General features: G+C 31.7%; 28 protein-coding genes and 1 pseudogene. 27 read left to right on the plus strand and 2 right to left on the minus strand.

The window, feature by feature from the left end; genetic code table 11:
- Position 1 precedes the first annotated feature (1 nt).
- The 8 genes from Q0975_RS21065 (at position 2) to Q0975_RS21100 (ending at position 5508) form a co-directional block, all read left to right on the plus strand.
- On the plus strand, positions 2-844 hold the full coding sequence (locus tag Q0975_RS21065; RefSeq protein ID WP_299440305.1) for an AraC family transcriptional regulator: 843 nt from the start codon (positions 2-4) through the stop codon (positions 842-844).
- Between the two features lie 90 nt (positions 845-934).
- Positions 935-1426: a nuclear transport factor 2 family protein gene (locus Q0975_RS21070; protein ID WP_299440307.1), complete on the plus strand. Its 492-nt coding sequence runs from the start codon at positions 935-937 to the stop codon at positions 1424-1426.
- 340 nt (positions 1427-1766) lie between these two features.
- Complete coding sequence (locus Q0975_RS21075; RefSeq protein ID WP_299440308.1) at positions 1767-2861, plus strand: DUF2855 family protein; 1095 nt, start codon at positions 1767-1769, stop codon at positions 2859-2861.
- Between the two features lie 97 nt (positions 2862-2958).
- On the plus strand, positions 2959-3339 hold the full coding sequence (locus Q0975_RS21080) for a nuclear transport factor 2 family protein (RefSeq protein ID WP_299440310.1): 381 nt from the start codon (positions 2959-2961) through the stop codon (positions 3337-3339).
- A 160-nt stretch (positions 3340-3499) separates the two neighbouring features.
- Positions 3500-4063 (plus strand): Crp/Fnr family transcriptional regulator, encoded by a 564-nt coding sequence (locus tag Q0975_RS21085; protein WP_299440312.1) that lies wholly within the window; start codon positions 3500-3502, stop codon positions 4061-4063.
- A gap of 121 nt (positions 4064-4184) precedes the next feature.
- Positions 4185-4379: a 4-oxalocrotonate tautomerase family protein gene (locus tag Q0975_RS21090; protein WP_299440314.1), complete on the plus strand. Its 195-nt coding sequence runs from the start codon at positions 4185-4187 to the stop codon at positions 4377-4379.
- Between the two features lie 5 nt (positions 4380-4384).
- Positions 4385-5128 carry an SDR family oxidoreductase gene (locus Q0975_RS21095; RefSeq protein WP_299440316.1) on the plus strand — a complete coding sequence of 248 codons (744 nt, stop codon included), beginning with the start codon at positions 4385-4387 and terminating at the stop codon, positions 5126-5128.
- A gap of 11 nt (positions 5129-5139) precedes the next feature.
- Positions 5140-5508, plus strand: a complete 369-nt coding sequence (locus Q0975_RS21100; protein ID WP_299440318.1) for a nuclear transport factor 2 family protein — start codon at positions 5140-5142, stop codon at positions 5506-5508.
- A 173-nt stretch (positions 5509-5681) separates the two neighbouring features.
- Here the strand turns inward: Q0975_RS21100 and Q0975_RS21105 are convergent, their stop codons facing one another.
- Complete coding sequence (locus Q0975_RS21105; RefSeq protein ID WP_299440320.1) at positions 5682-6569, minus strand: LysR family transcriptional regulator; 888 nt, start codon at positions 6567-6569, stop codon at positions 5682-5684.
- A gap of 95 nt (positions 6570-6664) precedes the next feature.
- On the opposite strand from Q0975_RS21105, the gene Q0975_RS21110 reads away from it, so the two are divergent.
- The 17 genes and pseudogenes from Q0975_RS21110 (at position 6665) to Q0975_RS21190 (ending at position 19286) form a co-directional block, all read left to right on the plus strand.
- Positions 6665-7792: an epoxide hydrolase family protein gene (locus tag Q0975_RS21110; protein WP_299440322.1), complete on the plus strand. Its 1128-nt coding sequence runs from the start codon at positions 6665-6667 to the stop codon at positions 7790-7792.
- Positions 7793-7801: 9 nt separating this feature from the next.
- Positions 7802-8560, plus strand: coding sequence for an SDR family oxidoreductase (locus Q0975_RS21115; RefSeq protein ID WP_299440324.1), 759 nt, complete (start codon positions 7802-7804; stop codon positions 8558-8560).
- 583 nt (positions 8561-9143) lie between these two features.
- Entirely contained in the window at positions 9144-9713 is a 570-nt protein-coding gene (locus Q0975_RS21120) for a Crp/Fnr family transcriptional regulator (protein ID WP_299440326.1), read from the plus strand.
- 77 nt (positions 9714-9790) lie between these two features.
- Positions 9791-10701: pseudogene (locus Q0975_RS21125) on the plus strand (NAD(P)-binding domain-containing protein).
- Complete coding sequence (locus tag Q0975_RS21130; RefSeq protein WP_299440328.1) at positions 10685-11386, plus strand: SDR family NAD(P)-dependent oxidoreductase; 702 nt, start codon at positions 10685-10687, stop codon at positions 11384-11386. The pseudogene Q0975_RS21125 and the gene Q0975_RS21130 overlap by 17 nt, the downstream one beginning before the upstream one ends.
- A complete protein-coding gene (locus Q0975_RS21135) occupies positions 11383-12270 on the plus strand; it encodes a DMT family transporter (RefSeq protein WP_299440330.1) in 888 nt (295 codons plus the stop codon). The genes Q0975_RS21130 and Q0975_RS21135 overlap by 4 nt, the downstream gene beginning before the upstream one ends.
- A 78-nt stretch (positions 12271-12348) precedes the next feature.
- On the plus strand, positions 12349-12765 hold the full coding sequence (locus Q0975_RS21140) for a hypothetical protein (protein ID WP_299440332.1): 417 nt from the start codon (positions 12349-12351) through the stop codon (positions 12763-12765).
- Between the two features lie 131 nt (positions 12766-12896).
- Positions 12897-13628 (plus strand): alpha/beta fold hydrolase, encoded by a 732-nt coding sequence (locus Q0975_RS21145; protein WP_299440334.1) that lies wholly within the window; start codon positions 12897-12899, stop codon positions 13626-13628.
- A gap of 89 nt (positions 13629-13717) precedes the next feature.
- Positions 13718-14389, plus strand: coding sequence for a type 1 glutamine amidotransferase domain-containing protein (locus Q0975_RS21150; RefSeq protein ID WP_299440336.1), 672 nt, complete (start codon positions 13718-13720; stop codon positions 14387-14389).
- 14 nt (positions 14390-14403) lie between these two features.
- Positions 14404-15087, plus strand: a complete 684-nt coding sequence (locus tag Q0975_RS21155) for a type 1 glutamine amidotransferase domain-containing protein (protein WP_299440338.1) — start codon at positions 14404-14406, stop codon at positions 15085-15087.
- Positions 15088-15098: 11 nt separating this feature from the next.
- Complete coding sequence (locus Q0975_RS21160; RefSeq protein WP_299440340.1) at positions 15099-15509, plus strand: nuclear transport factor 2 family protein; 411 nt, start codon at positions 15099-15101, stop codon at positions 15507-15509.
- A gap of 202 nt (positions 15510-15711) precedes the next feature.
- Positions 15712-16104, plus strand: coding sequence for a hypothetical protein (locus Q0975_RS21165; RefSeq protein WP_299440342.1), 393 nt, complete (start codon positions 15712-15714; stop codon positions 16102-16104).
- Positions 16105-16351: 247 nt separating this feature from the next.
- The gene (locus Q0975_RS21170; RefSeq protein WP_299440344.1) at positions 16352-16705 is read left to right on the plus strand and encodes a hypothetical protein; all 354 of its coding nucleotides are present in this window, start codon (positions 16352-16354) and stop codon (positions 16703-16705) included.
- Between the two features lie 28 nt (positions 16706-16733).
- Positions 16734-17204, plus strand: coding sequence for a YHS domain-containing (seleno)protein (locus Q0975_RS21175; RefSeq protein WP_299440346.1), 471 nt, complete (start codon positions 16734-16736; stop codon positions 17202-17204).
- Between the two features lie 25 nt (positions 17205-17229).
- Positions 17230-17583 (plus strand): hypothetical protein, encoded by a 354-nt coding sequence (locus Q0975_RS21180; RefSeq protein WP_299440348.1) that lies wholly within the window; start codon positions 17230-17232, stop codon positions 17581-17583.
- Positions 17584-17922: 339 nt separating this feature from the next.
- Positions 17923-18435 carry a hypothetical protein gene (locus tag Q0975_RS21185; protein WP_299440349.1) on the plus strand — a complete coding sequence of 171 codons (513 nt, stop codon included), beginning with the start codon at positions 17923-17925 and terminating at the stop codon, positions 18433-18435.
- Between the two features lie 215 nt (positions 18436-18650).
- Positions 18651-19286, plus strand: a complete 636-nt coding sequence (locus Q0975_RS21190) for a hypothetical protein (RefSeq protein WP_299440351.1) — start codon at positions 18651-18653, stop codon at positions 19284-19286.
- Positions 19287-19492: 206 nt separating this feature from the next.
- Here Q0975_RS21190 and Q0975_RS21195 read toward each other — a convergent pair whose 3' ends face one another.
- Positions 19493-19945, minus strand: coding sequence for a hypothetical protein (locus Q0975_RS21195; RefSeq protein ID WP_299440353.1), 453 nt, complete (start codon positions 19943-19945; stop codon positions 19493-19495).
- Positions 19946-20459: 514 nt separating this feature from the next.
- On the opposite strand from Q0975_RS21195, the gene Q0975_RS21200 reads away from it, so the two are divergent.
- The gene (locus tag Q0975_RS21200; protein ID WP_299440355.1) at positions 20460-21023 is read left to right on the plus strand and encodes a hypothetical protein; all 564 of its coding nucleotides are present in this window, start codon (positions 20460-20462) and stop codon (positions 21021-21023) included.
- Between the two features lie 305 nt (positions 21024-21328).
- Complete coding sequence (locus Q0975_RS21205) at positions 21329-22009, plus strand: carboxypeptidase-like regulatory domain-containing protein (RefSeq protein ID WP_299440356.1); 681 nt, start codon at positions 21329-21331, stop codon at positions 22007-22009.
- Positions 22010-22036: the final 27 nt, after the last annotated feature.

Below are 22036 nucleotides of genomic sequence, written 5' to 3' on the forward strand. Positions count from 1 at the left end.
TTTGACTCAAGACCATAAATATTTTAAGTATAAAGACTTCAAAATTATTGAAAAAATAAAGGTCAGTACACCTTTAAAGTATGAAGCTATTTTTCAAGACAGAGGTTGTTTTATATATTTTAAGAATGGTAATACCAAGTTACTATCCAGCGAACATAATAAAGAAATAAAAGGTAAGGAAGCTGTTTTGTTAAAATGTGGAAGTAATTTTCTTGAAATACTTAAAAAAAATAATAATGAAGAATTAGAAACTATTGTAATTCATCTCTTTCCAGAATTGCTTAAAGAAATTTACAAAAATGAAATACCAACCGCAATTGTAAAACGTTCCAATAGTGAGCAAAGTTTAAAAATTTCTTCGAATGATTTAATAACAAAATTTATCGATTCTTTAGAGTTTTACTTTGAGAACCCAACCTTAGTAAATAATGATTTGCTTGAATTAAAAGTTAAGGAACTATTATTACTACTCATTCAAACTAACTATATAGATTCAGTACATGAATTAATCACCGATTTATACAGTACCAAAACCATAAAACTAAATGAAGTTGTTGCTTTACATACATATTCTAATCTTTCTGTTAATGAACTAGCTAAACTTTGTAACATGAGTCTTTCATCTTTTAAAAGGGCTTTTAGGAGCTTTTTTAATGACAGCCCAAACAACTATATTAATACTAAAAAAATTAATAAAGCTAAAGAGCTATTGCAAGTAAGCAAATTGAGCATTAGTGACATTGCTTACGAAACTGGCTTTAATGACCCACAATACTTTACAAGATTATTTAAAAAACGTATTGGCCTTTCTCCATCCGAATTCCGATTACAACATACTGCCTGACCCTTTTGTCCACATCATTGGTCGTTTTCTGCATTTAAGCACTAAAATTCAAACTTACTTTTGTTCTGTATTATTTAAATAGTAAAGACAATGAAAAAAGTATTAAACCTTTTAGCAATGAGTATTATCATATTTAGTAGTAATGCTCAAAACGTACAATCAAAAATGAACAACAATTTAAAAACAGAAAAAATGGACAAAGAAAATACAGAATTACAGAGTTTTAATGATTATAAAAATGTTGAAAAAGCCTTAGAACCTTACATTAAAAGTGCTAAGTCCGGAGATGGAAAACTAAGTCGGTCTGCATTTTATAATCACGCACATATTATAGGTTCAATAGAAGGCCAAGTTTATAATATGACTGCTGATGAATTTGGTGGCGCAGTTAGTGAAAGTGGGCCATCAGAAAATGTTCAATCTCATATAGCGTGGATTGATATTTCTGGACCAGCTGCTGCTGCAAAAGTAGAGTTTTATGATTGGAATGGATTCCGATTTACCGATTTCTTTGTCTTATTTAAAAAAGATGGAGAATGGAAAATAAGTGGTAAGGTTTACGATTCCCATAATAAAAATTAAACTTAAAAAAGTAAGACGCATTTGTAACTATTATCATTTGAGCAATAAAATAACGGTATACAACAAAGAACTGAGTTAAAAAACAAGTCTTTTTAGCCTAATTTAGAAATGAAGTTTTCATCGTATGGTCTTTCTGATTATTTATACTAAAAGTTAAGCATTGTAAACTTAAGAAGTATATAAGCAATAGCGGTTTGGGCGTTAACCCTAACCGCTATTTCATTAAATTAAAGTATATTGTAAATTAAAAAGTAGTTGCAAAAAGTCCGCTACTACTCATATACAAGACCGTTAGCATCAATTATGTACTCAGTACTTTTCCATAAACAACTTAACTCAAATGGCAACTATTAATGCTTTAGATTTTACAGTAAAGATTGATAAACTTCAAAAATCTCAGTTTGTCGCGAAAACCTATTCTGACGAACTATCATCTAATCAAGTACTTTTAGAAATTGAAAAAATTTCGTTTACCTCAAATAACATCACTTATGGCGTCGTAGGAGAACAAATGAACTATTGGAATTTTTTTCCAACTCAATCTGGTTACGGAATTATTCCAGCTTGGGGGCTTGCCAATGTTATTATTTCCAATCATCCAGATGTACAAGTGGGGCAACGATTTTATGGATACTATCCAATGAGCACTCACTTATTGGTTACCATTGATAATGTTAGCAGTAAAGGTTTTATGGATAATACCGAACACCGACAAGCGCTTCCACCAATTTATAATTTTTATTCTAATACGGAACAAGATCCTACATTCACTCCAGAAACTGAGGAATTAATTTCCATATTTCGTCCATTGTTTGTTACATCTTTTTTGATTGATGATGATTTAGCAGATCATAATTTCTATAATGCTACACAAATACTCTTAACAAGCGCATCCAGTAAAACTGCTCAAGCCTTAGCATTCTTGTTAGCAAATAGAAAAAAAGAGAATGGATTAAACTTTAACATTTTGGGGCTTACTTCAGACAAAAATGTAGAATTTGTAAAGCAATTGGGTTGGTATGATCAAACAATAAGCTACGATGAAATTTCTCGTTTAGATACTAATGAAAAATCCATTGTTGTAGATTTTGCAGGCAACCATAATCTCCAATTCAGATTACAAACTTTACTGAGTGACAAACTGGTATGCAATTGTCTGGTAGGGCTTGTTGATTGGCAGAACTTAGAAGGTGAAAAACCGCTACCCAGAAAAGGAGCGTTTTTCTTTGCTCCTAAACAAGCAAGAAAACGACAAAAAGAATGGGGATTAGTAAAATTTCAACAAAAAATTGGAGAAGCTTGGCTACAATTCATAGACGTTACTCAATCAGTCATTTCGATTAAAGAACATATAGGGACTGAAAAATTAAAACAATTATATTTGGATATGTTAAGTGGGAAAATTGATCCAAAATATGGGAATATTGTAATCTGAACAAAAAAAAATCATAGCTTCCCTTCGGGTTGTAAACGCACCATACAAGACCGTAACCAATTTAAGAAATTCGACAATAATATAAAGTAAATAACCAATGCCAACTATAGAGACAATTGAAAAATTCATCAATTCTGTTGAACAAGAACCACATGACAAGGTAATTCTTCAATTTTATACTGATGATGCATCTATTCAAGAAAACCAGAATAAACCTAGAATAGGAAAAGACAACTTAATAAAAAATGAACAAAGAATGCTTTCAAAAGCTTTGAGTGTGAATTCGACATGTATTCGTCCATTTTTTCAAATTGAAAACAAAATCATAATTAAATGGAAATTTCAATTTGTATGGAAAGACAACACAGTAACTGAAATTGAAGAATTGGCTTATCAAGAATGGGAAGGTGATAAAATCAAACGTGAGCAATTCTTTTATGATCCACAACAATTTATTCCAAAGGAAAAAATTGAATAATAAAATTGAAAACAAACCGTATACAGTAACGTGTATAACTAATTGCTTGGTTCTCGTCTACTTGGAAATTCCTTCGGAATTCCCTCTGGTTCGTTTTCTTTTGCTAACTTAGTTCTTGCCAACGCAACTAACCATACACAAACCGGTAGTAACAATTAAAATGGCACATCCTCTAAGACAACATATTGAAGAAGTAATTAGCCTTACAGATGCGGAATTTGATTTTGTGCTGAGCCATTTTGAGCACATCCATAAGCGTAAACATCAATATATTGTTCAAGAAGGAGAAATTGTCAACAAAGAATACTGGATAATAAAAGGTTGCTTAAAAAGCTATTTTGTTGACAATACAGGAAAAGAACATATACTCCAATTTGGAATGGAAAATTGGTGGATTACTGATTATGAATCTTTTGTAAAGCAAACCAAATCTAAAACTTCTATCGACTGTATAGAGGATAGTGAATTACTGTATATATCTTTCGAAAACAGGGATAAGCTAACTACTCAAATGCACAAAATGGAACGGTTTTGGGCTAAAAAAAGTAAAATCGGGCGAATTTCACTTCAAAACAGAATTTTATCGTTATTAAAAAACTCGACTAAAGAAAGTTACGACTTACTTCTAGAGCAATATCCAAAACTTTTTCAACGTGTTCCTAAAAAAATGATTGCTGCTTATTTAGGTGTTTCTAGAGAAACACTTAGTAGATTAAATTCATAAATATATTTCTTCTTTTCATCACTTAATGTGACCTACATCACTCCAAAGAAGTGACAAATCTCCTTTCAGAAAAATTAGGTTCTTATCAACTTTGTATGACAAATAATTTAATAAAAAAGTTATGCCATACATTAACATTAGAGTTACTGACGAACAAGTAACACAAGAACAAAAACGTCAATTAATAGAAGGCACTACGCAACTAGTAGTTGATATACTTAGCAAAAACCCACAAACAACCCATGTAATTATTGATGAAGTACCAATAGCAAATTGGGGAGTAAATGGCAAACAATATTTAGGAACAAAAAAATAAAGAAAATGAAAAACAAAACCATAATTATTACAGGAGCATCCACGGGAATTGGCAAAGAAATTGCAAAATATTTTATAACAAGAGAAAGTAATGTTGTAATGAACTCTTCGAATGAAGAAAATTTAAGAAAGGCTTATAATGAATTTGGTTCTCCTTCCAATGCAATTTACTTAGCGGGAGACATTAGCAAACAAGAAACAGGTCAAAACCTTATTGCCTTGGCACTAAAAAAATTTAACTCTGTAGATGTTTTGATTAATAATGCTGGAGTATTTGCTCCAAAACCTTTTTTAGATGTTGAAGAAAAAGATTTAGATCTTTATTGGAACGTAAACTTAAAAGGAACATATTTCACCTCTCAAGCGGCTATTCCACAAATGATAAAACAAAAAAATGGATCTATAATTAATATAGGAACTGTTTTAGTAGAACATGCTATAGATGGATTTCCTTCAACAGCACCAATAACAAGTAAAGGTGCTATTCATTCTTTAACAAGACAGTTAGCCGCAGAATTTGGAAAAAACAATATCAAGGTTAATACAATCGCACCTGGAATTATCAGAAGTCCATTACAAGGCAAAATTGGAATTGAAGATGCCGACAGTTTAGCTGGATTACACTTACTAAATAGAATTGGAGAAGCAAATGAAATAGCAGAGGCAGCATATTACTTGGCTACAGCAAATTTTGTCACTGGAGAAACAATTAATGTGGCTGGCGGTCATACTGTCGGGCACACAATCTAAAATAAATAATCATGTATAAAAAGAATATAAAAGAAATTGAATATCTAATTGCCAATTACTTCATGGGAATTTTCAATGGAGATAGGGCAAAACTTGAAGCCTGTTTTAACGAGAATGTAAATATATATGGAGATATAAAAGAAATCGAATATTTTAAAAACATAAAAGAATATCTAGATGGAGTCGAGAATAGACAAAGCCCAAAAGATTTGGACGAATCTTTCCATATGAAAATAATTGGAATAGATATTATGGGTAAAATTGCAATGGTTAAATTACATGTTCCAATGCTAGGGTATAATTATTATGATTATTTATCACTAGCTAATATCGATAGCAATTGGAAAATTGTAAATAAGATATTCACTCATATAGAATAAACAAACAGTTGCTAACAAGGATGTCCTATAAAAGCAGTAATGGTACGGGTTCAAACTCGAACCATTACTGCTTTTAATTCAGTATGTTCTTATCCTAAAAGGCAAGTGCATTTCAACCCCCTATTGCTCTTAAATTAACAGTCACCTATAATTTACAAAAGCAATATTATACCCTAGCTAAATTCACTTTGAAAATACTTTATAAACTCTGTTTTATATTTTTGGGTATTACCAACTAGTGAAGCTAGATACCATTTTCTGAACATTCCATTTTTTGTGATTCTAACACCTCTCAATTGCTTATTGACTAAATATGGCTTTAGTAACCAGTTAGACATTGTCGTTACACCTCTTCCTGCATTAACCATCTCAATTATAGCATCGGTTAATTGTAATTTGGAAACTTTTTTTGGTTTTATATTTGAAGGAATCATAATTTTTTTTGCCACGGTATTATTCTCGAAATCTTCCGTATACATAAAATAATTTTCATTTATTAAATCCTTACTTGTCACGTATTTCTTTTCTTGCAATTTATGCCCATATGGAACCACTAATAAAATTTCATCTCTGAATAATTCATGATATAAAAGATTTTTATTTTTGATTGGATCAATTACGATTGCTAAATCTATTTTTCCATCAAGTAGGAATTTTATAGGATTTCCGGTTGCTTCAACATCAATTTCTATGTCTACATTTGGGTGCATTTTTTCAAAGGAGCTTAAAAGGCTTGGAAACCAATTATAAGATGTTACGCATTCCGTACTAATTTTGATAGAACCATTATTACCTTCAATTTCATTCGCTAATAATTCTTTACAGAGTTCTAATCTAGGCAGTAATTCTTTTGCGGTATTTAGTAGTACTTCGCCTGCCTTAGTAAGAATCATTTTTTTATTTACACGATTAAATACTGGTATTCCTATATGTGTCTCTAACGTTTTTAATAAATGACTCGCTGCAGGCTGCGTTATATTCATAGCGTCTGCACATTTTGACAAACTTCCTAATGTCTTGATATTGAATACTAGTTGTAAATGTTTAACTTCTAAATGCATAAGTAAAATTAATGATTTTAATTAAATATATTCATATTATTTATGTTTAAAAAACTATTAGCTTTGTTTTAGATCTATTAGTCAATTACAATGTTATGATAAATCCATTTGAAGTAAATATACCTAAACCTGTACTTGATGATCTCCGCACAAGACTTTCTAGAGTACGTTGGCCCGATGAAATAAACAATTCAGAGTGGAATTATGGAACCAGTCTGGACTACATGAAAGAATTATGCAACTATTGGCTTAACGAGTTTTCATGGAGGAAAACTGAAAACACAATAAATTCATACCCAAATTATATCGGCGAGATTGATGGAAATAAAATACACTTTTTGCATATTAAGGGTGAAGGTAAAAAATCAATCCCATTAATTATAACGCATGGTTGGCCTGGGTCATTTCTTGAAATAATGAAACTCATTCCACTATTAACCAAGGGCAAAGACGTTTCTTTCGATCTAGTAATACCTTCGGTAATTGGGTTCGGATTTTCAAGTAAATGCATACAACCAGGATGTGATAATGCTTATGTCGCAGGTTTGTGGCATAAACTAATGTTGAATCTGGGGTATGAAAAATACGGTGCCCAGGGAGGTGATATTGGATCGGGCATAAGCACACGACTGGCAATGAAATATCCTAATCATGTTATAGGTTTACATCTCAATTATATTTCTGATTCTTTCAGTCCATATTCCCAAAATGATGAAGAAAATTCTAAAGATGTAAATAAATATAAAAAAGACCTTGAAAATTGGGCCTCTAAAGAAGCTGGATATGCATACATTCAAGCTACTAAGCCAATAACGTTGGCATATGGTTTAAATGATTCACCGATTGGGCTATGTGCTTGGATCGTTGAAAAGCTAAATAGCTGGAGTGATAATAAAGGCCAAATAGAAAGTGTATTTACCAAAGATGAAATACTCTCTAATGTTACTTTATATTGGGTTACGCAAACCATTCATTCTTCTATAAGAATTTACAACGAAAACAGTAAGAATCCAATGATTTTCCGGTCAACAGATTTTGTGCCAGTACCTGTAGCGTATGCGAATTTTCCTGAAGAAATTTCAAGACCTCCCCGTGCTTATGCAGCCTTAGGTTATAATATTACAAGATGGACAGATATGCCATCGGGAGGTCATTTTGCAGCTATGGAGAAGCCAGTACAGTTAGCATCAGACATTAAAGAATTTTTCAATTCATTATATTAAATAAGCCGTATGGAATTTAAAAATAAAAACGTGTTAATTACAGGTGGCTCAAAAGGTATCGGTAGGGCCACAGCTATTGCTTTTTCAGAGAAAGGTGCAAACGTTGCAATCAGCTATAGATCCGATGATCTTGCGGCCAAGGAAACACTTTCGTTATTAAAAAAAGGGAATCACATTTTACTAAAAGGGGATGTTTCATATGAAAGTATGCCCAAAACACTTGTAAACGATTTCATCAAAAAATACAATACACTCGACATTTTAATAAATAATGCGGGTGTAGCAATCTTTCATGAAATTGATAAGGTAAGCTTCGAAGATTGGAAAAATGCGTGGCAAACAACTATTAACACAAACTTAATATCCGTAGCTAATCTATGCTACTGGGCTTCAAAAGAAATGATAAAAAATAATGGAGGTCGCATTGTTAATGTATCATCTAGGGGAGCATTTAGAGGGGAGCCTAACATGCCGGCTTACGGATCTAGTAAAGCAGGCCTCAATTCCTTGAGTCAATCACTTGCCAAATCACTTGCTAATTACAATATAGGAGTTGGAGTTGTTGCTCCAGGGGTTACAGATACAGAAATGGCTATAAGTTCACTAACAGATGAAGAAAAAGAAAGTTTACTACTTGAATCTCCTTTTAAAAGAATGGCAGAACCAATTGAAGTAGCACATACAATACTGTTTCTCGCATCAAAACATGCATTGTATACATCAGGAGCAATTATTGATGTAAATGGAGCTTCTTATTTAAGAACGTAAAATTTAAAGATTTAGACAATAGAAACTTTTATTAGGAATACAAATTGGAATTTATACACATTATAATAAACTAAATATATGAACAAAATAAAATTGAAAGTAATATTAAGTTCTACAATTTTAGTGCTACTGATCGTTGTCTAGTATAATAATGATAACTCAGAAAATAAAAAAAATGAAGTTCAAGTAAAACTCTTCGAACATGTTTGTTGCGAAAATCTTATGACATTAAAAAATAGATTAATGGAGAGTTCACGCGAAGTTTACAGGGATTCTTTATTATCTCCAATTAATCTCGGTGAATTTCCTGTTTTTCAAAATTTACAAATTGAAGACATTGTAACTATTGAGAATCAAACTTAAGATATCTATAATTAATTGCTTGGGTTTATGTGTACTAGTAAATTCCTGCTGATTTTACTAAGGTTCGGTTTCCTTTTGCTAAATTAGTTACACGAGCCACGCAATTAAAACCGTACACCGACGGTTCATCCGGAATTTAAAAGATTGTCATAAGACAATAATGGCGCAAATGATTCATCTTATCTTTGTGCTAAACATTCATTAAACTCACAAATTAAAAGTGTATCAAGAACTAGAACAATATATAAAAAGTCAAGGGAAGACTGGGCAAAAAGAGCTACAACAAATAACGTCTTATTTTAAACCTATCAAAACGACCCGAAATGAGATGTTGTGTAATATTGGTCAAGTATGTAAACATTTTTATTTTGTTAGAAAAGGTTGTTTAAGAATGTATGAATTGGATGACAAAGGGAATGAAGTAACTGGATATTTTGCATTAGAAGATTGCATCATATCTGCAATTACTAGTTTTATACTCCAAAAACCATCAAGAGATTGTTTGGTTTCACTTGAACCTTCAGAGTTACTAATGATTTCTCACGAGGACTTTTACAAATTAGTAAATACGGTTCCTCCGTTTGCAAACGTTTATCATAAATTTATGGAATTTGCTTTTATTCATTCACAAATGCGAATTTATAGTTTTTTAGGGATGGAAGGTATTGATAAAATTCGTTGGGTTATGGAGCATGAACCTAAATTACTATCTCGTGTTTCAAGCAAAGCAGTTGCTTCGTATTTAGGGATGACTAATTCTACACTTAGTAAATTACGAGCTAAGCTTTAAAACATTGTCATAAAACAATCTTTTTCGTAAAAATCTTGTACAAATTTGCTGAATTATTTATTCAGGATAAATAGCTTATGAAAGAATTTGATATTATCATCCTAAGAGCAGATCCTACAGGAATTCCCTGTGTAATTGAGGCAAGAAAAAAGGGATTTAATTATCTTATTTTAGAAAAAGGATGTATTGCAAATTCTTTATACAATTATCCACAAGGTATGACCTTTTTTTCGACCTCGGATAAATTAGAAATAGACAACATTCCCTTTATAAGTAATAATATAAAACCACTAAAGAAAGAAGCAATAGAGTATTATAGAAGATTTTCAGATTCTAAAAATTTAAACATCAATCTTTTTGAAGAAGTAATTGAAGTTAAAAACAACTCAGGGACTTTTCAAATAAATACTGCAAAAGCATCTTATAACGCCAAAATTGTGGTCATCGTTACTGGGTTTTACGACATTCCTAATACAATCAATGTTCCTGGCGAACAGTTACCTCATGTTTCGCACTATTATAAAGACCCTCATTTCTATGCAAATCAAAAAGTAATTATTATAGGGGCCAGCAATTCCGGAGTAGATGCCGCACTAGAAATCTATAGAAAGGGAGGTGATGTAACAATCATTATTCGCAAAAAAGAAATAAGTAAGCGCGTGAAATATTGGGTGAGACCCCTATATTGTTAATAGAATAAAAGAAGGGGAAATTTTAATCGAAAATGATTATGCATTAGTCTTAACGAGCTATCTACCTAATTTTATTTTTTTTGCAAAAAATTGGAATAAAACTATCTAATGATGAAAAAAGAATTCCCTACTACGATGCGAATACAATAGAGACTAATATAAGAGGAACATACCTCGTTGGAGTTATTTGCGGAGGTACAGAAACCCACAAATGATTTATAGAAAATTCAAGAATACACGCTCCAACGATAATAAATGATATTAAAACAAAAATGCAAAATGGAGTTAAAAAATAAGGTTGCAATAATAACGGGCTCTAGTAAAGGTATTGGTTTAGCGACCATAAAAGCATTATTAAATAATGGTGTAAAAGTAGCAGGATGGAATCGTTCAAAAACAGAAATCAGCCACCTGAATTTCAAAAATATTCAAGCAAATATAAGTGATATTAAATCCGTTGAAAGAGCGTACCGAAAGGCAGTTTCCTATTTTGGAAATGATATTCAAATACTTATAAATAATGCCGAGTTGGGAATTACGGCGTTATTTGAAGAAATAAAAATAGAAGAATGGCATCAAATGTTCGATACCAATGTAAATGGTGTTTTTTACACCACCAGATCTGTAATACCAAGAATGACAAAACTAGAAGAAGAACACATCATTAATATTTCATCTATTGCAGGAAATACAGGTATTGAAACACTTAGTGGATATTGTGCTACCAAGTTTGCAGCAAGAGGACTTTCGCAAGCTTTATATAAGGAAGTAAGAAATGATGGGATAAAAGTTACTTGTATTTATCTAGGTTCAGTGCAAACGAACTTTTTCGATAAAATCGATAGTGTTACAGCCAATAAAAATATGATCCAGCCAGAAGATATAGCAGGTACCATTTTACACTGCTTACAATCTTCACCCAATTATCATCACGTTGATATAGAAGTTAAACCTCTACAGCCTAAAGGGAAAGGGAAATGAAAGCAATATCATATTTGATTATTGCCACTATCTTTTTGGGGCTAAATTTCCATCTAGCCAAAGTGATATTAAAAGAAGTAAATTTTATTGAAGCTGGATTTTGGCGTTTCTTACTTGGGGTGATAACATTGATAGCTTTAGGAGCAAAAAAACTACCTACATTTAAAATAATTCAAAAAAACTTAAAAGGTATTTCACTTACAGGATTTATTGGTCTTTTTGGATTTAATTTATTTTTCTTTTTAGGATTAATGAATACTTCAGCAGTAAATGCAGCACTTATTGTCAGTTTAAATCCTGTATTAACCCTTCTTTTCTCACATAAAATACTAAAAACAACCATCAGTAAAATTCAAATAACTGGTATTATCATTGCTTTCTTTGGAGTGAGCTATTTAATATTAAAAGGAAATATAACTGATCTTAGTAACTTTCAATTTAATTATGGAGATATTCTCATATTAATAGCCAATGCTTTTTTTGCATTACATCATGTTTGGGTGAAAAAATATGCCACAACAATTTCGAATTTAAATTTCACACTTCTAACAAGTTTATGCTGCCTAATAGGTTTCTTCGTTTTATTACCAATTAATGGTATAGAAACGGTAAAAAACCATACAAGCAATTTTTGGATAGCGGTATTTGGCATAGGGTGTTTAGGAACTGCGCTAGCCTATTTTTTATGGCAAAAAGGAGTTCAGGTTACGGGTGCCGATAAAGCAGGAATTTACATGAATGTTGTTCCACTATCGGCAGCACTATTTGCTGTTTTTTTTAATGAACACTTATGTTCCTACCATCTTATTGGTGGCTTATGTATTATTATTGGTTTATTTATTAGTAAAATAAGTACTTCAAAATTCTCCAAACCATTGTCATAAGACAACGTTTAAACTTTCCAATCATAAGATATTTGTACCGTTGTTGAACAATGACGTTCACAACTTAATATATATATTATGCCAATTACATTAACACTTACCGAAGGCGTACTTCCAGTAAACAACATCGAGAAAGCTGTATCAAAACTAACTGATTCTTTTTTAAAACATCATGAAATGTCTGGCAACAATGTCATGACAAGAAACGTAACTGCTCATGTGAGTGTTATTCCTAAGGGATTGACATTTGCCGGAGGTAAAACTGTAGATGGAGCATGGGTTGAAACTAAAACACCTTCGTTTGCTCTTTCAAATAAAGAAGTACAGGAAAGTTTCTTTAATGAAGCCACACAAATAATTCATGATCTTTCTGGAGGAAAGCTAGCAAAAGAAAAAATATGGGGAAATGGTGTACATACTGTTGATGGTACCTGGAACATTGATGGTATCCCATTGACCAATGAAGGGATAGTTGAAGCTGTTTCAAAAGGATAGCAAAACTGCTTAAGAATAAACAGTAACTCGTACTATAACTCGAGTTACTGCTTTATCCAGTATTCAAATGCAATACTTAATAAAAATTTGCATCAATATTAATGCATACTATTAACAATAAAATTAAATAAATGAAAAAATTAAATAAAGCAATCTTACTAGTTCATGGAGCGTGGGAAGGGGCATGGTCTTGGGGAGAAACAATCCCTTATTTAGAAAAAGAAGGTCATAAAGTAATCACTTTTGATCTGCCTGGTCATGGTGATGATAAAACACCTATCTCAGAGATTTCACTTCAACTTTATGCAGACTCCGTAAGAAAGGAACTTGATGAAATTGCAGAGCCAGTAATTTTAGTTGGACATAGTTTTGCTGGATATATCATATCTCAAGTGGCAGAAGACTCGAAGGAGTTCATTGAGAAACTTGTGTTTGTAGCTTCAGCGGTACCTTACGACAACAAACCTGCGGTTCAAATTTTCAAGGAAGATGAGGGAAGTGAGTTATTGGCAAATATGATTTTTTCAGGGGACGAAAGTTATGCCACTTTGGGTAGACAGGCCATTAAAGATGTAATCATGACTGGAGCTACTGATGAACAAGTCGATTATGCATTACCAAAATTTGTAAAACAAGCTACAAAACCATTTTTTGAGGTTGTTAAAACGGATAATAACTTTAATGAAATCCCTAAAGCGTATGTGGAAACTACGAAGGATAGGGTTATCTCTTTAGAAGCTCAAAGGAAAGCACAAAAAGAAACTGGAATTAATGAAGTGGTTACGCTAGAAGACGGTCATGTTCCATTAGTTACAGGTCCTGAAAATTTAGGTAATGCCCTAAATCAAATAGCAACAAGTTAAAATAGAAGAATAAATAACTACAAGCGAAACATGAGAAACAATCTACCAGATTGAAATGCATGTTTCGTTTGTTTATTGAAGATATAAACATGAAACACATACTTTTTGTTATTACCAGTACTAATATAACAGGCACAGGAAAACGCCCGGCAGGATACGAATTCTCGGAGATAGCGGATCCTTATTTTGAATTTATAAATAAAGGTTTTACGGTAGATTTTACCAGCATACTTGGAGGTACCCCACCATATGTTGGCTATAATTCATCCGAAAAAACTAGCAAGAATTTCATGGAAAGTAACGGATTTAAACGACTCAATTTTAGTCATAAATTAGATGATATTGATATAACTGCATATGACGCAATATTTTTTCCAGGAGGCTTAGGTTTAATGACAGATATGGTCAATAATCCTAAGGTAAAAGAAATCATTAAAAATGCATACGAAAGTCATAAAATTATTGGTGCCGTATGTCACGGACCCAGTGCTTTGCTCAATGTTATTCTATCAGATGGTACTAACTTATTAGAGGGGAAAAAAATTAATTCGTTCACCAAAGCAGAGGAAGATATTGATAAGCATTTATTAGGAGATGTAATACCATTTATGCTTGATGAAGAACTAATAAAACAAGGTGCGATTTTTTCACATACGAAACCTTTTGATCCGTTTGTAGTTGTCGACGATAATCTTATAACCGGTCAAAATCCCGCATCTGCCAGTGGAGTTGCGGTTGAAATGATAAAATCATTAGAATAAAATTATAAACAAGGATGAAAAGAGTACTATTTATTACAACATCACATGATGATCTGGGTGAGTCCGGGTTGAAAACCGGAGTTTGGTTAGAAGAAGTTGCGACACCCTACTATAGACTAAAAGAAGAAAGCATACAAGTTGAAATTGCTTCTATCAAAGGAGGAAATATTCCTATAGATCCAATGAGCGAGTCAAAGGATTGGATGACGGAAGACACTATTAGATTTAAAGGCGATAAAACGGCTATGTTTCTAATGAATACTAGTTTAAGGTTGGACAAAGTAGATCCATCGGAGTATGATTTAGTATATTTTCCAGGTGGCCATGGGCCAATGTGGGATTTTGTAAACAATCCGTTATTAAATAGTACTCTACAACATTTTATAAAAGAAGAGAAAGTGATTGCGGCAATGTGTCATGGAGTCTCGGTTCTTGTGGATGCTTTTGATGCTGATGGCAATGTATTTGTTAGGGGAAGGAAAATTACATCCTTTGCAGATTCGGAAGAAATAAGTGTTGGAGCTGAAAAGTTGGTTCCTTTTCTTTTGGAATCCAAATTGACAGAGCTGGGAGGGATATATAGTAAAGGAAATGATTTTTCTTCTTATACTATTGTGGACAAAAATCTAATTACTGGTCAAAACCCAACATCCGCGTTAAGCGTTGCCTTTCAAATGATAGATTTATTAACGGATTAAATACACGAACTATGGAACAAAAACATCCGCTCCCACCATTTACATTGGAAACTGCAAAACAAAAAATTCAAATGGCAGAAGATGCCTGGAATTCTCAGAGTCCAGAAAAAGTAAGTTTCGCATATACCGTTGATAGTGAATGGCGAAATCGAAACAAATTCATTAAGGGTCGAGACGAAATTGCAACTTTTTTGTCGGAAAAATGGAAAAACGAGTTAGATTATAAATTAAAGAAAGAATATTGGGCACATTCAGAAAATAGAATAGCTGTTAGATTTGAATACGAATATAAAAACAAAAATGGAAGATCGTTCAGAGCATATGGTAATGAGAACTGGGAATTTGACAAAAATGGTCTAATAGAAAAAAGATACGCCAGTATTAATGAACATGAAATACAAGAAAAAGATAAACGATTGTAAAAAAAATAATGCATAAAAACAGCGCATAAAAAATTGCTGCTTTTATCTAAATCAAAGGCGGTTGCGTTTTTGTCTTGTCTTATTTTCCGTTGGAAAATTCATGCACGCAAAACCGCAACTTTCTCAAATTCACATACAGGTTAGCAATAATTAAGAGAATAATTTGTAACATTCTGGCATTCCTTGTATATAAATGAAAATCATGAACACAAAAATAGTTATGACCTCAAGCTCTATATTCTTAGCTGGTATTGGAATTCTTTTTTCTTTTTTACCAAATGAAGTAATGGAATATCTAAATGTTGAATCAAATACCATTGTAATACTCTTTTTTAATATATTGAGTGCATTATATTTGGGGTTTGCCATTTTAAATTGGATGGCAAAAGGAACGCTAATTGGAGGAATATATAATAAGCCAATCGCGATTGGAAATCTAATGCATTTTGGGGTTGGGGCAATTACATTAGTTAAAGTTGTTTCCAATATCCAAACACATAAAGAAATTATTATTTCACTCACAGTAATATACGCGATTTTTGCGATACTATTTGCCAACGTCTTTAGAACTAATCCGTCTAAAACAAAAAAATAGAAAAACTATTGCCAATACGGGTTTAGTTAATTATGTATAAACACCTAATCTTTAACTTGTGTAAACCATGTATCTTAACGAATATTCAATAAAAACCTAATTCTTCCTTCAGGTTTTTTAACATTATTATCACAGTACTCCTACGCTATTTAAACAAAAAAGTACAAGAACTCGCCTCTTTTTTGTAGCAAAAACACAATAGATCTACTTCATCTTTGCAGTGTATTAATCATTAAATAAACAAAAGATGAATATTAAAGAACAAGTACAAAAAATGGATGCAATAGTAAGTCAAGGTGCTATTGTTGATGCAGTAAAAGAATTTTTCGCAGATAATGCCAATACTTCGGATTACGGAAATGGAGGAACTACTGGTAAAGCAGAAATGGTGTCAAAAATGGAAGGTTTTGCAGGAGCTATTGCAAAAGTAAATGGCATTACACTACACCATTCCATCGTGGATAATAATGTATCTGCTTCAGAATTTACTTTCGATTTTGATATGAAAGATGGAAGCAAAATCTATTGGCACGAAATCATTCGTAGAATATGGAACGATGAAGGAAAAGTAATTCAAGAAGAATACTTCAACGCAGCATAATTAGAGTAATAAAATAAAAACAGAAAACATGAAAATTTTAAAAACGACATTAGTAGCATTAATATTTATAGTAACATCTTCTTTATCGGCTCAAGATAAAAAAGCTAATAACATTGATAACAGTAACATTGCACTGCAAGGGTATAGTCCTGTATCCTATTTAGATTTAGGTCTAGCTCAGAGAGGAAACAAACAGTATAAATCAGAACACAAAAAAGTGGTTTATTACTTTACTTCTAAGGAACAAAAAGCAACTTTTGATAAGAATCCGACAAAATATTTACCATTGTATGGTGGCTTTTGCGCTTTTGGAACCTATGCTGGAGCCAAGTTTAGAGTTGATCCAACAAAATTTATTGTAAAAGAGGGTGCATACGCACTATTCTTAAATGATGTAGAATTAGATGCTAAACAATTATGGTTAGCAGAAAACAACTATAGCAAACTAAAAAGTGTAGCCGATAAAAACTGGTCTAAACTAAGCAAAACGCACAATTAGTAGTATCCTATAAAATACAAAGATTATGAAATTTGTAACTAAAAGAATTCACGCATTTCTAGATTATCCAGTAGCAATTGCTTTAATAATTTTACCTATTGTATTAGGCTTAGGCAGTTCGAATCCGTTAGCACTATATCTTTCTATAGCCACAGGAGTTGCAGCACTTATATTAACGTTATTAACTGATCATCATTTAGGAGTATATCCCATATTATCCTACAAGTTTCACTTAACTGTTGATTTTTTGGTCGCAATCGTATTTATCATAGCGCCTTTTATTTTTTCTTTTGAAGGAATAGATGCTTATTATTACTGGATTAATGGTGCTGCAGTATTAACTGTTGTAAGTTTACACAAACCAGAAATTTCGGTTTAGATATTATTATTCAACATAGAATAGTGTTTACTAACAACACCAATAAGTAATAGCGATTTGAGTTTTAATTCGAATCGCTATTACTTTTATTTTATAAAATAATCATCGCTTTACAACTATCAAAAACGACATATTAATATGTGGTTTTTGTTTTCCAGGGAATTTTATATTATTTTAAAGAATGCTAATCGTAGAATTAAACGTTTATTATGCCTTTGTAAACGATTACGATTGGATATATACGTGTAATATGCGTAACATTACTTATATCATATTGTTGTGGTTCATTTGAAAAAATGATTAAGAGTTCAAAAAAGCTATAAAAGAATTGAATACTAAATGAATTTAGCGAGACATTGTAATTTATGTGACAATCAAAAAACAAGCTTAAAGGAAGGTACGACTTGCAAATTGACTGGTCGAAAACCTGAATTTAATAAAACTTGTTCTAAAATTGAACTTAATGAAAAGTTTGAAAATAAATTAAAAACTGTAAATGTTCAATATGATAAGGTTAAAAAACAAAAAAACTTAACATATCTATATTCAGGAGTTTTTATTTTAATAGGACTTGCATTTATTATTTATGGCTACATATTGGGGAAATATGTTTTAGATGATAGAGATCCCAGCTTGTTTATTGAATATGTCCATATCACAATTATGGGTATTGGACTTTTACCATTTGGAATTGCATATAAAATGCTACGGGAATACAAACAAGAATTTGACCTTGTTAAAAGTAAAAAAAACAAAATAGATGAAGTTCTGAATGAATATCAAATAGACTATTGCATTGACATTAAATACGGAAAAAAAATCACGGAACTCAAAAAATATTTACGGAATTGAAAGTAAGCAGAATTCGCTAAAAAACGACAACATAATACTATATATGTCTTCATAGCAGCTAAAGAATAAATCAAAGAGTTGTTGCTTTTTTGGTAAGATACAATGCTTACAAGAAATAAAAGTTAACCACCAATGTGTAGATAACCTCTATTGTTAGGTAACATTTTGCCTCGTTACAACACATATATTAAACGTTGGTATAAAAATTACAATTCTTGAATAAAAATTTCAAATCTTTTTTGAATTATAGGCCGATTATTTTGATGATTGTTCTTTTCGTTTTCTTTCTTATAAAAGTCTCAGACGTAAGAAAAGAAAAATCTGTAAGAAAAGAAAAATCTGTAATAACTATAGGCCAAATTGTAAAACGAAACTCTGGTAAAAGACCCTCTTTCAAATATCAATATTTTGTAAAAGGAAAACTATATTCCAATACTATCGGAGGAAACGATTTACAAATTAAAACTTATGAGTTTTATGATGTGGAGTTTGAAAAAGGGAATCCGACAAACTCGGAATTATTAATTGAAAAACAAACACTTGACCCTATAGATTTTTTAAAATACGGAGAAAATATTAACGGCCAATTGGAAAGAGTATCAGGACTCGACCAATATGTAGATTTATATTTAAAATATAAATATTTGGGAAACAAATTTTCCTTTAGGACAAGATTGCATAAAGATAGTCTTCCTTGTGGGAAAATATATGAATGCAGAAAAAACGATTGGATTAAATTAAAAGTGTATAAGGATTATCCATTAATAAATAACTTATACTTTAAAAGTCATGATAGGCAATTAAAAAATAAAAAACCTTCCAAACTAAACGTTTTACAACACCAAGTATAATGTTGTAGCAATAAGGTGATCAATCAAAGAGTTGTTGCGTTTTTAGTAAGGTACAATGCTTACAAGAAATAAAAGTTAGCAACCAATGCACACCTGCCTGCCTGCCACCAAGTAGGCAGGAAAAAAACGAAAAGTAAGGTAACATGTTGCCTTGCTCCGATTCATATATTTGGCGTTAACCCTCATTTTAACTATAAGCACTAACGCTAATCACTTCTTTTTTTTCGTCTTGCTTTTCTTAACAATCTTTTTTGTCTTCTCATTCGTTTTCGTGCTTGTATTTTCTCTGGGGAGCCTCGCACCAAATATATCATATAACCAATACCATTTCCTATACTAATACCTATGTAATGGGGGATGGCAAAAAAGCCCTCAAATATTTGCCCAAAGGCAGTACCATGTTGAGCAGTGCAAGCCCTGCCTATATAGGACATACGCCACCAGTGACGTGTTGACTTTCCTTCACTCCCATCCTTATACACCTCTGTTGCTGTAATATAAACACATTGCATATGATGCCAAAGGGTACATTTATTTACATTTCGAGTGCCTCTCTCAAAAAGTTCTACAGAAAGACTGTCGTTTACAATTAGTACTTCATTCTGCGCTACACTTCGCGCGCAAACCAATAGCATAATAATGACAAACAAAACCTTCATAACACTAAGGTAGGGAATTTGAATCTAAGATGTATTCTAGTTCAATACTCTACTCCTTCCTTTTTTCAAATCATACTGTTCAACCTTAGGGATTAAATCTTATTTTACGATTTACTGATAATTTTGTTTTATTAAGAATTAAAATATTTGAATTTCTCTCTGTATATACCAAAAAAAAACTACAATATCTATCGTAATTCCATTTATAAATAGAGATGAAAATATATTTTATAAGAATAAAATAAAAACAAAGTTTAGTGCTTGATCGAAAGATAATTTCATTTTTGCAATGACGCTAGATACCCAGTCAAGCTGAGCAAAAGCTTTTATAAATTAAACAAGAAATAAAAATGCGCACCTGCCTGCCATCTGACAGGTAGGCAGGGATAAATTGATTGGTTAAGGTATTGTTTCCTTACTTCGATTCATATATTTGGCGTTAGTGCATTAAAGAAAAACTATGGAATTCTTTAAAAACCCTTTTAGAAATAAGGAAAAAATTAGCAAATCATAAATGGCAATTGAAGACAATCAATTAGGAATATTTAAAGGTTTTTGGGACGGAAATCACCCACATCATTTGCCCTTAATGAATTTAAGAAATGATACAACCAACAGAGATTGGAATCTTGAAATTAGTTTAAACAGGATTGAAAATATATTCCAAGAAAATGAAAGGCAAATAATAATTAAAGATTTGGAACTTCTAATCAAGCAAAACAATTGGAGACCTCAGTTAATCTTTTGCATCTCGATTTTAAAATTAAAAGATGAAGAACTCCCGAACTTGAAAAAGGAACTTTGGAATAAATTAGAAGAATATCGTTCTTGGGTGATTCCACAATTGGCAGTAACTGCATCAATAGTGGATTCAAATTTTAAATCTATGGCAATCGAAATCCTGAAAAACAAAAAACAAATTAACGATTTAGATGCGTTAAATAGCGAAGAAATTTTAATTGAGTTAACTAAAGGAAATACTCAATTCGAAGACAAAAGTTCAATTACAATTAGGTGGAAAGAAAACCTATTAAAATTGATACAAGAAGAAAAAATAAAAACTGAGCACAACAATTAGGTATAGTAAAATAACATACTATTTTCAAAGTTTCTTTTCTGGATTCTACAAATAGTAAATTTAATCTTTGACTTTACATATTCCCAAAAAAGAGAATTCTGTACAGGTCTGCGCTATGACAGATTCATATTATATTTAAAAAGATTAAATTCTCTTACCAAAATACCTAACCATCCTTTCTCTACTATCTTCTTACTCACCAAAAAGAACACTTTACGCACCAAAAAGAGGTGTTCACTAATTCTACATTTTATATACACCCTTAGTCACGTAGGTTTGAGGTATTAACTATAAAAGACACTATTATGAATAATCAATTTAGCCTAAGTATCAAAACTCCATGTACTGAGAATTTTAATAACTTTTCTAAAACCGAACAGGGTGGATTTTGCAATTCTTGTACAAAAGAAGTAATCGATTTCTCCACTATGAATTCTCAGGAAATCACTACGTATTTTGAAACCCATAGCACCAAAAACACATGTGGAAGATTTAAAAGTAATCAATTAACAACCTATACACCTACTGCTCCAAAGCGAAAGAATATTAGCTTTATTAGTGGAGTAGCTTTTGCGTTTATAGCACTATTTTCTTTTACCAAAGCGCAGGCGCAAAACATAAAAAGTCAGGCAAACACTTCAAATAATAGCTCTGCAAAATTTCAAAAAATTATCAATGAAAACAATATTACCGTAAAAGGTGTTATCTCCGAAAACGGAACTCCTTTGCCTGGTGCCAACATTGTTTTAGAAGGCACAAACGTGGGAACATCATCGGATTTTGATGGTAATTTCGAGTTTCCAATACAACTTAAAAAAGGAGATGTTTTAGTATTTAACTACGTAGGTTTTGCTTCTAAAAAAACAGTAATTCAGGATAAAAACTCTGCTAAGGATATTGCATTAAAAGTGGATCTAAAATTGGAGGCCTGTACTTTTTTAGGAAAAGTAGCCGTGAAGAAAGTCTATTCATCAAAAAAGAATTAGTATCAATCACATTTTGAATCAACTGTA

The organism is uncultured Aquimarina sp., assembly GCF_947500065.1.
Taxonomy (GTDB): Bacteria; Bacteroidota; Bacteroidia; order Flavobacteriales; family Flavobacteriaceae; genus Aquimarina.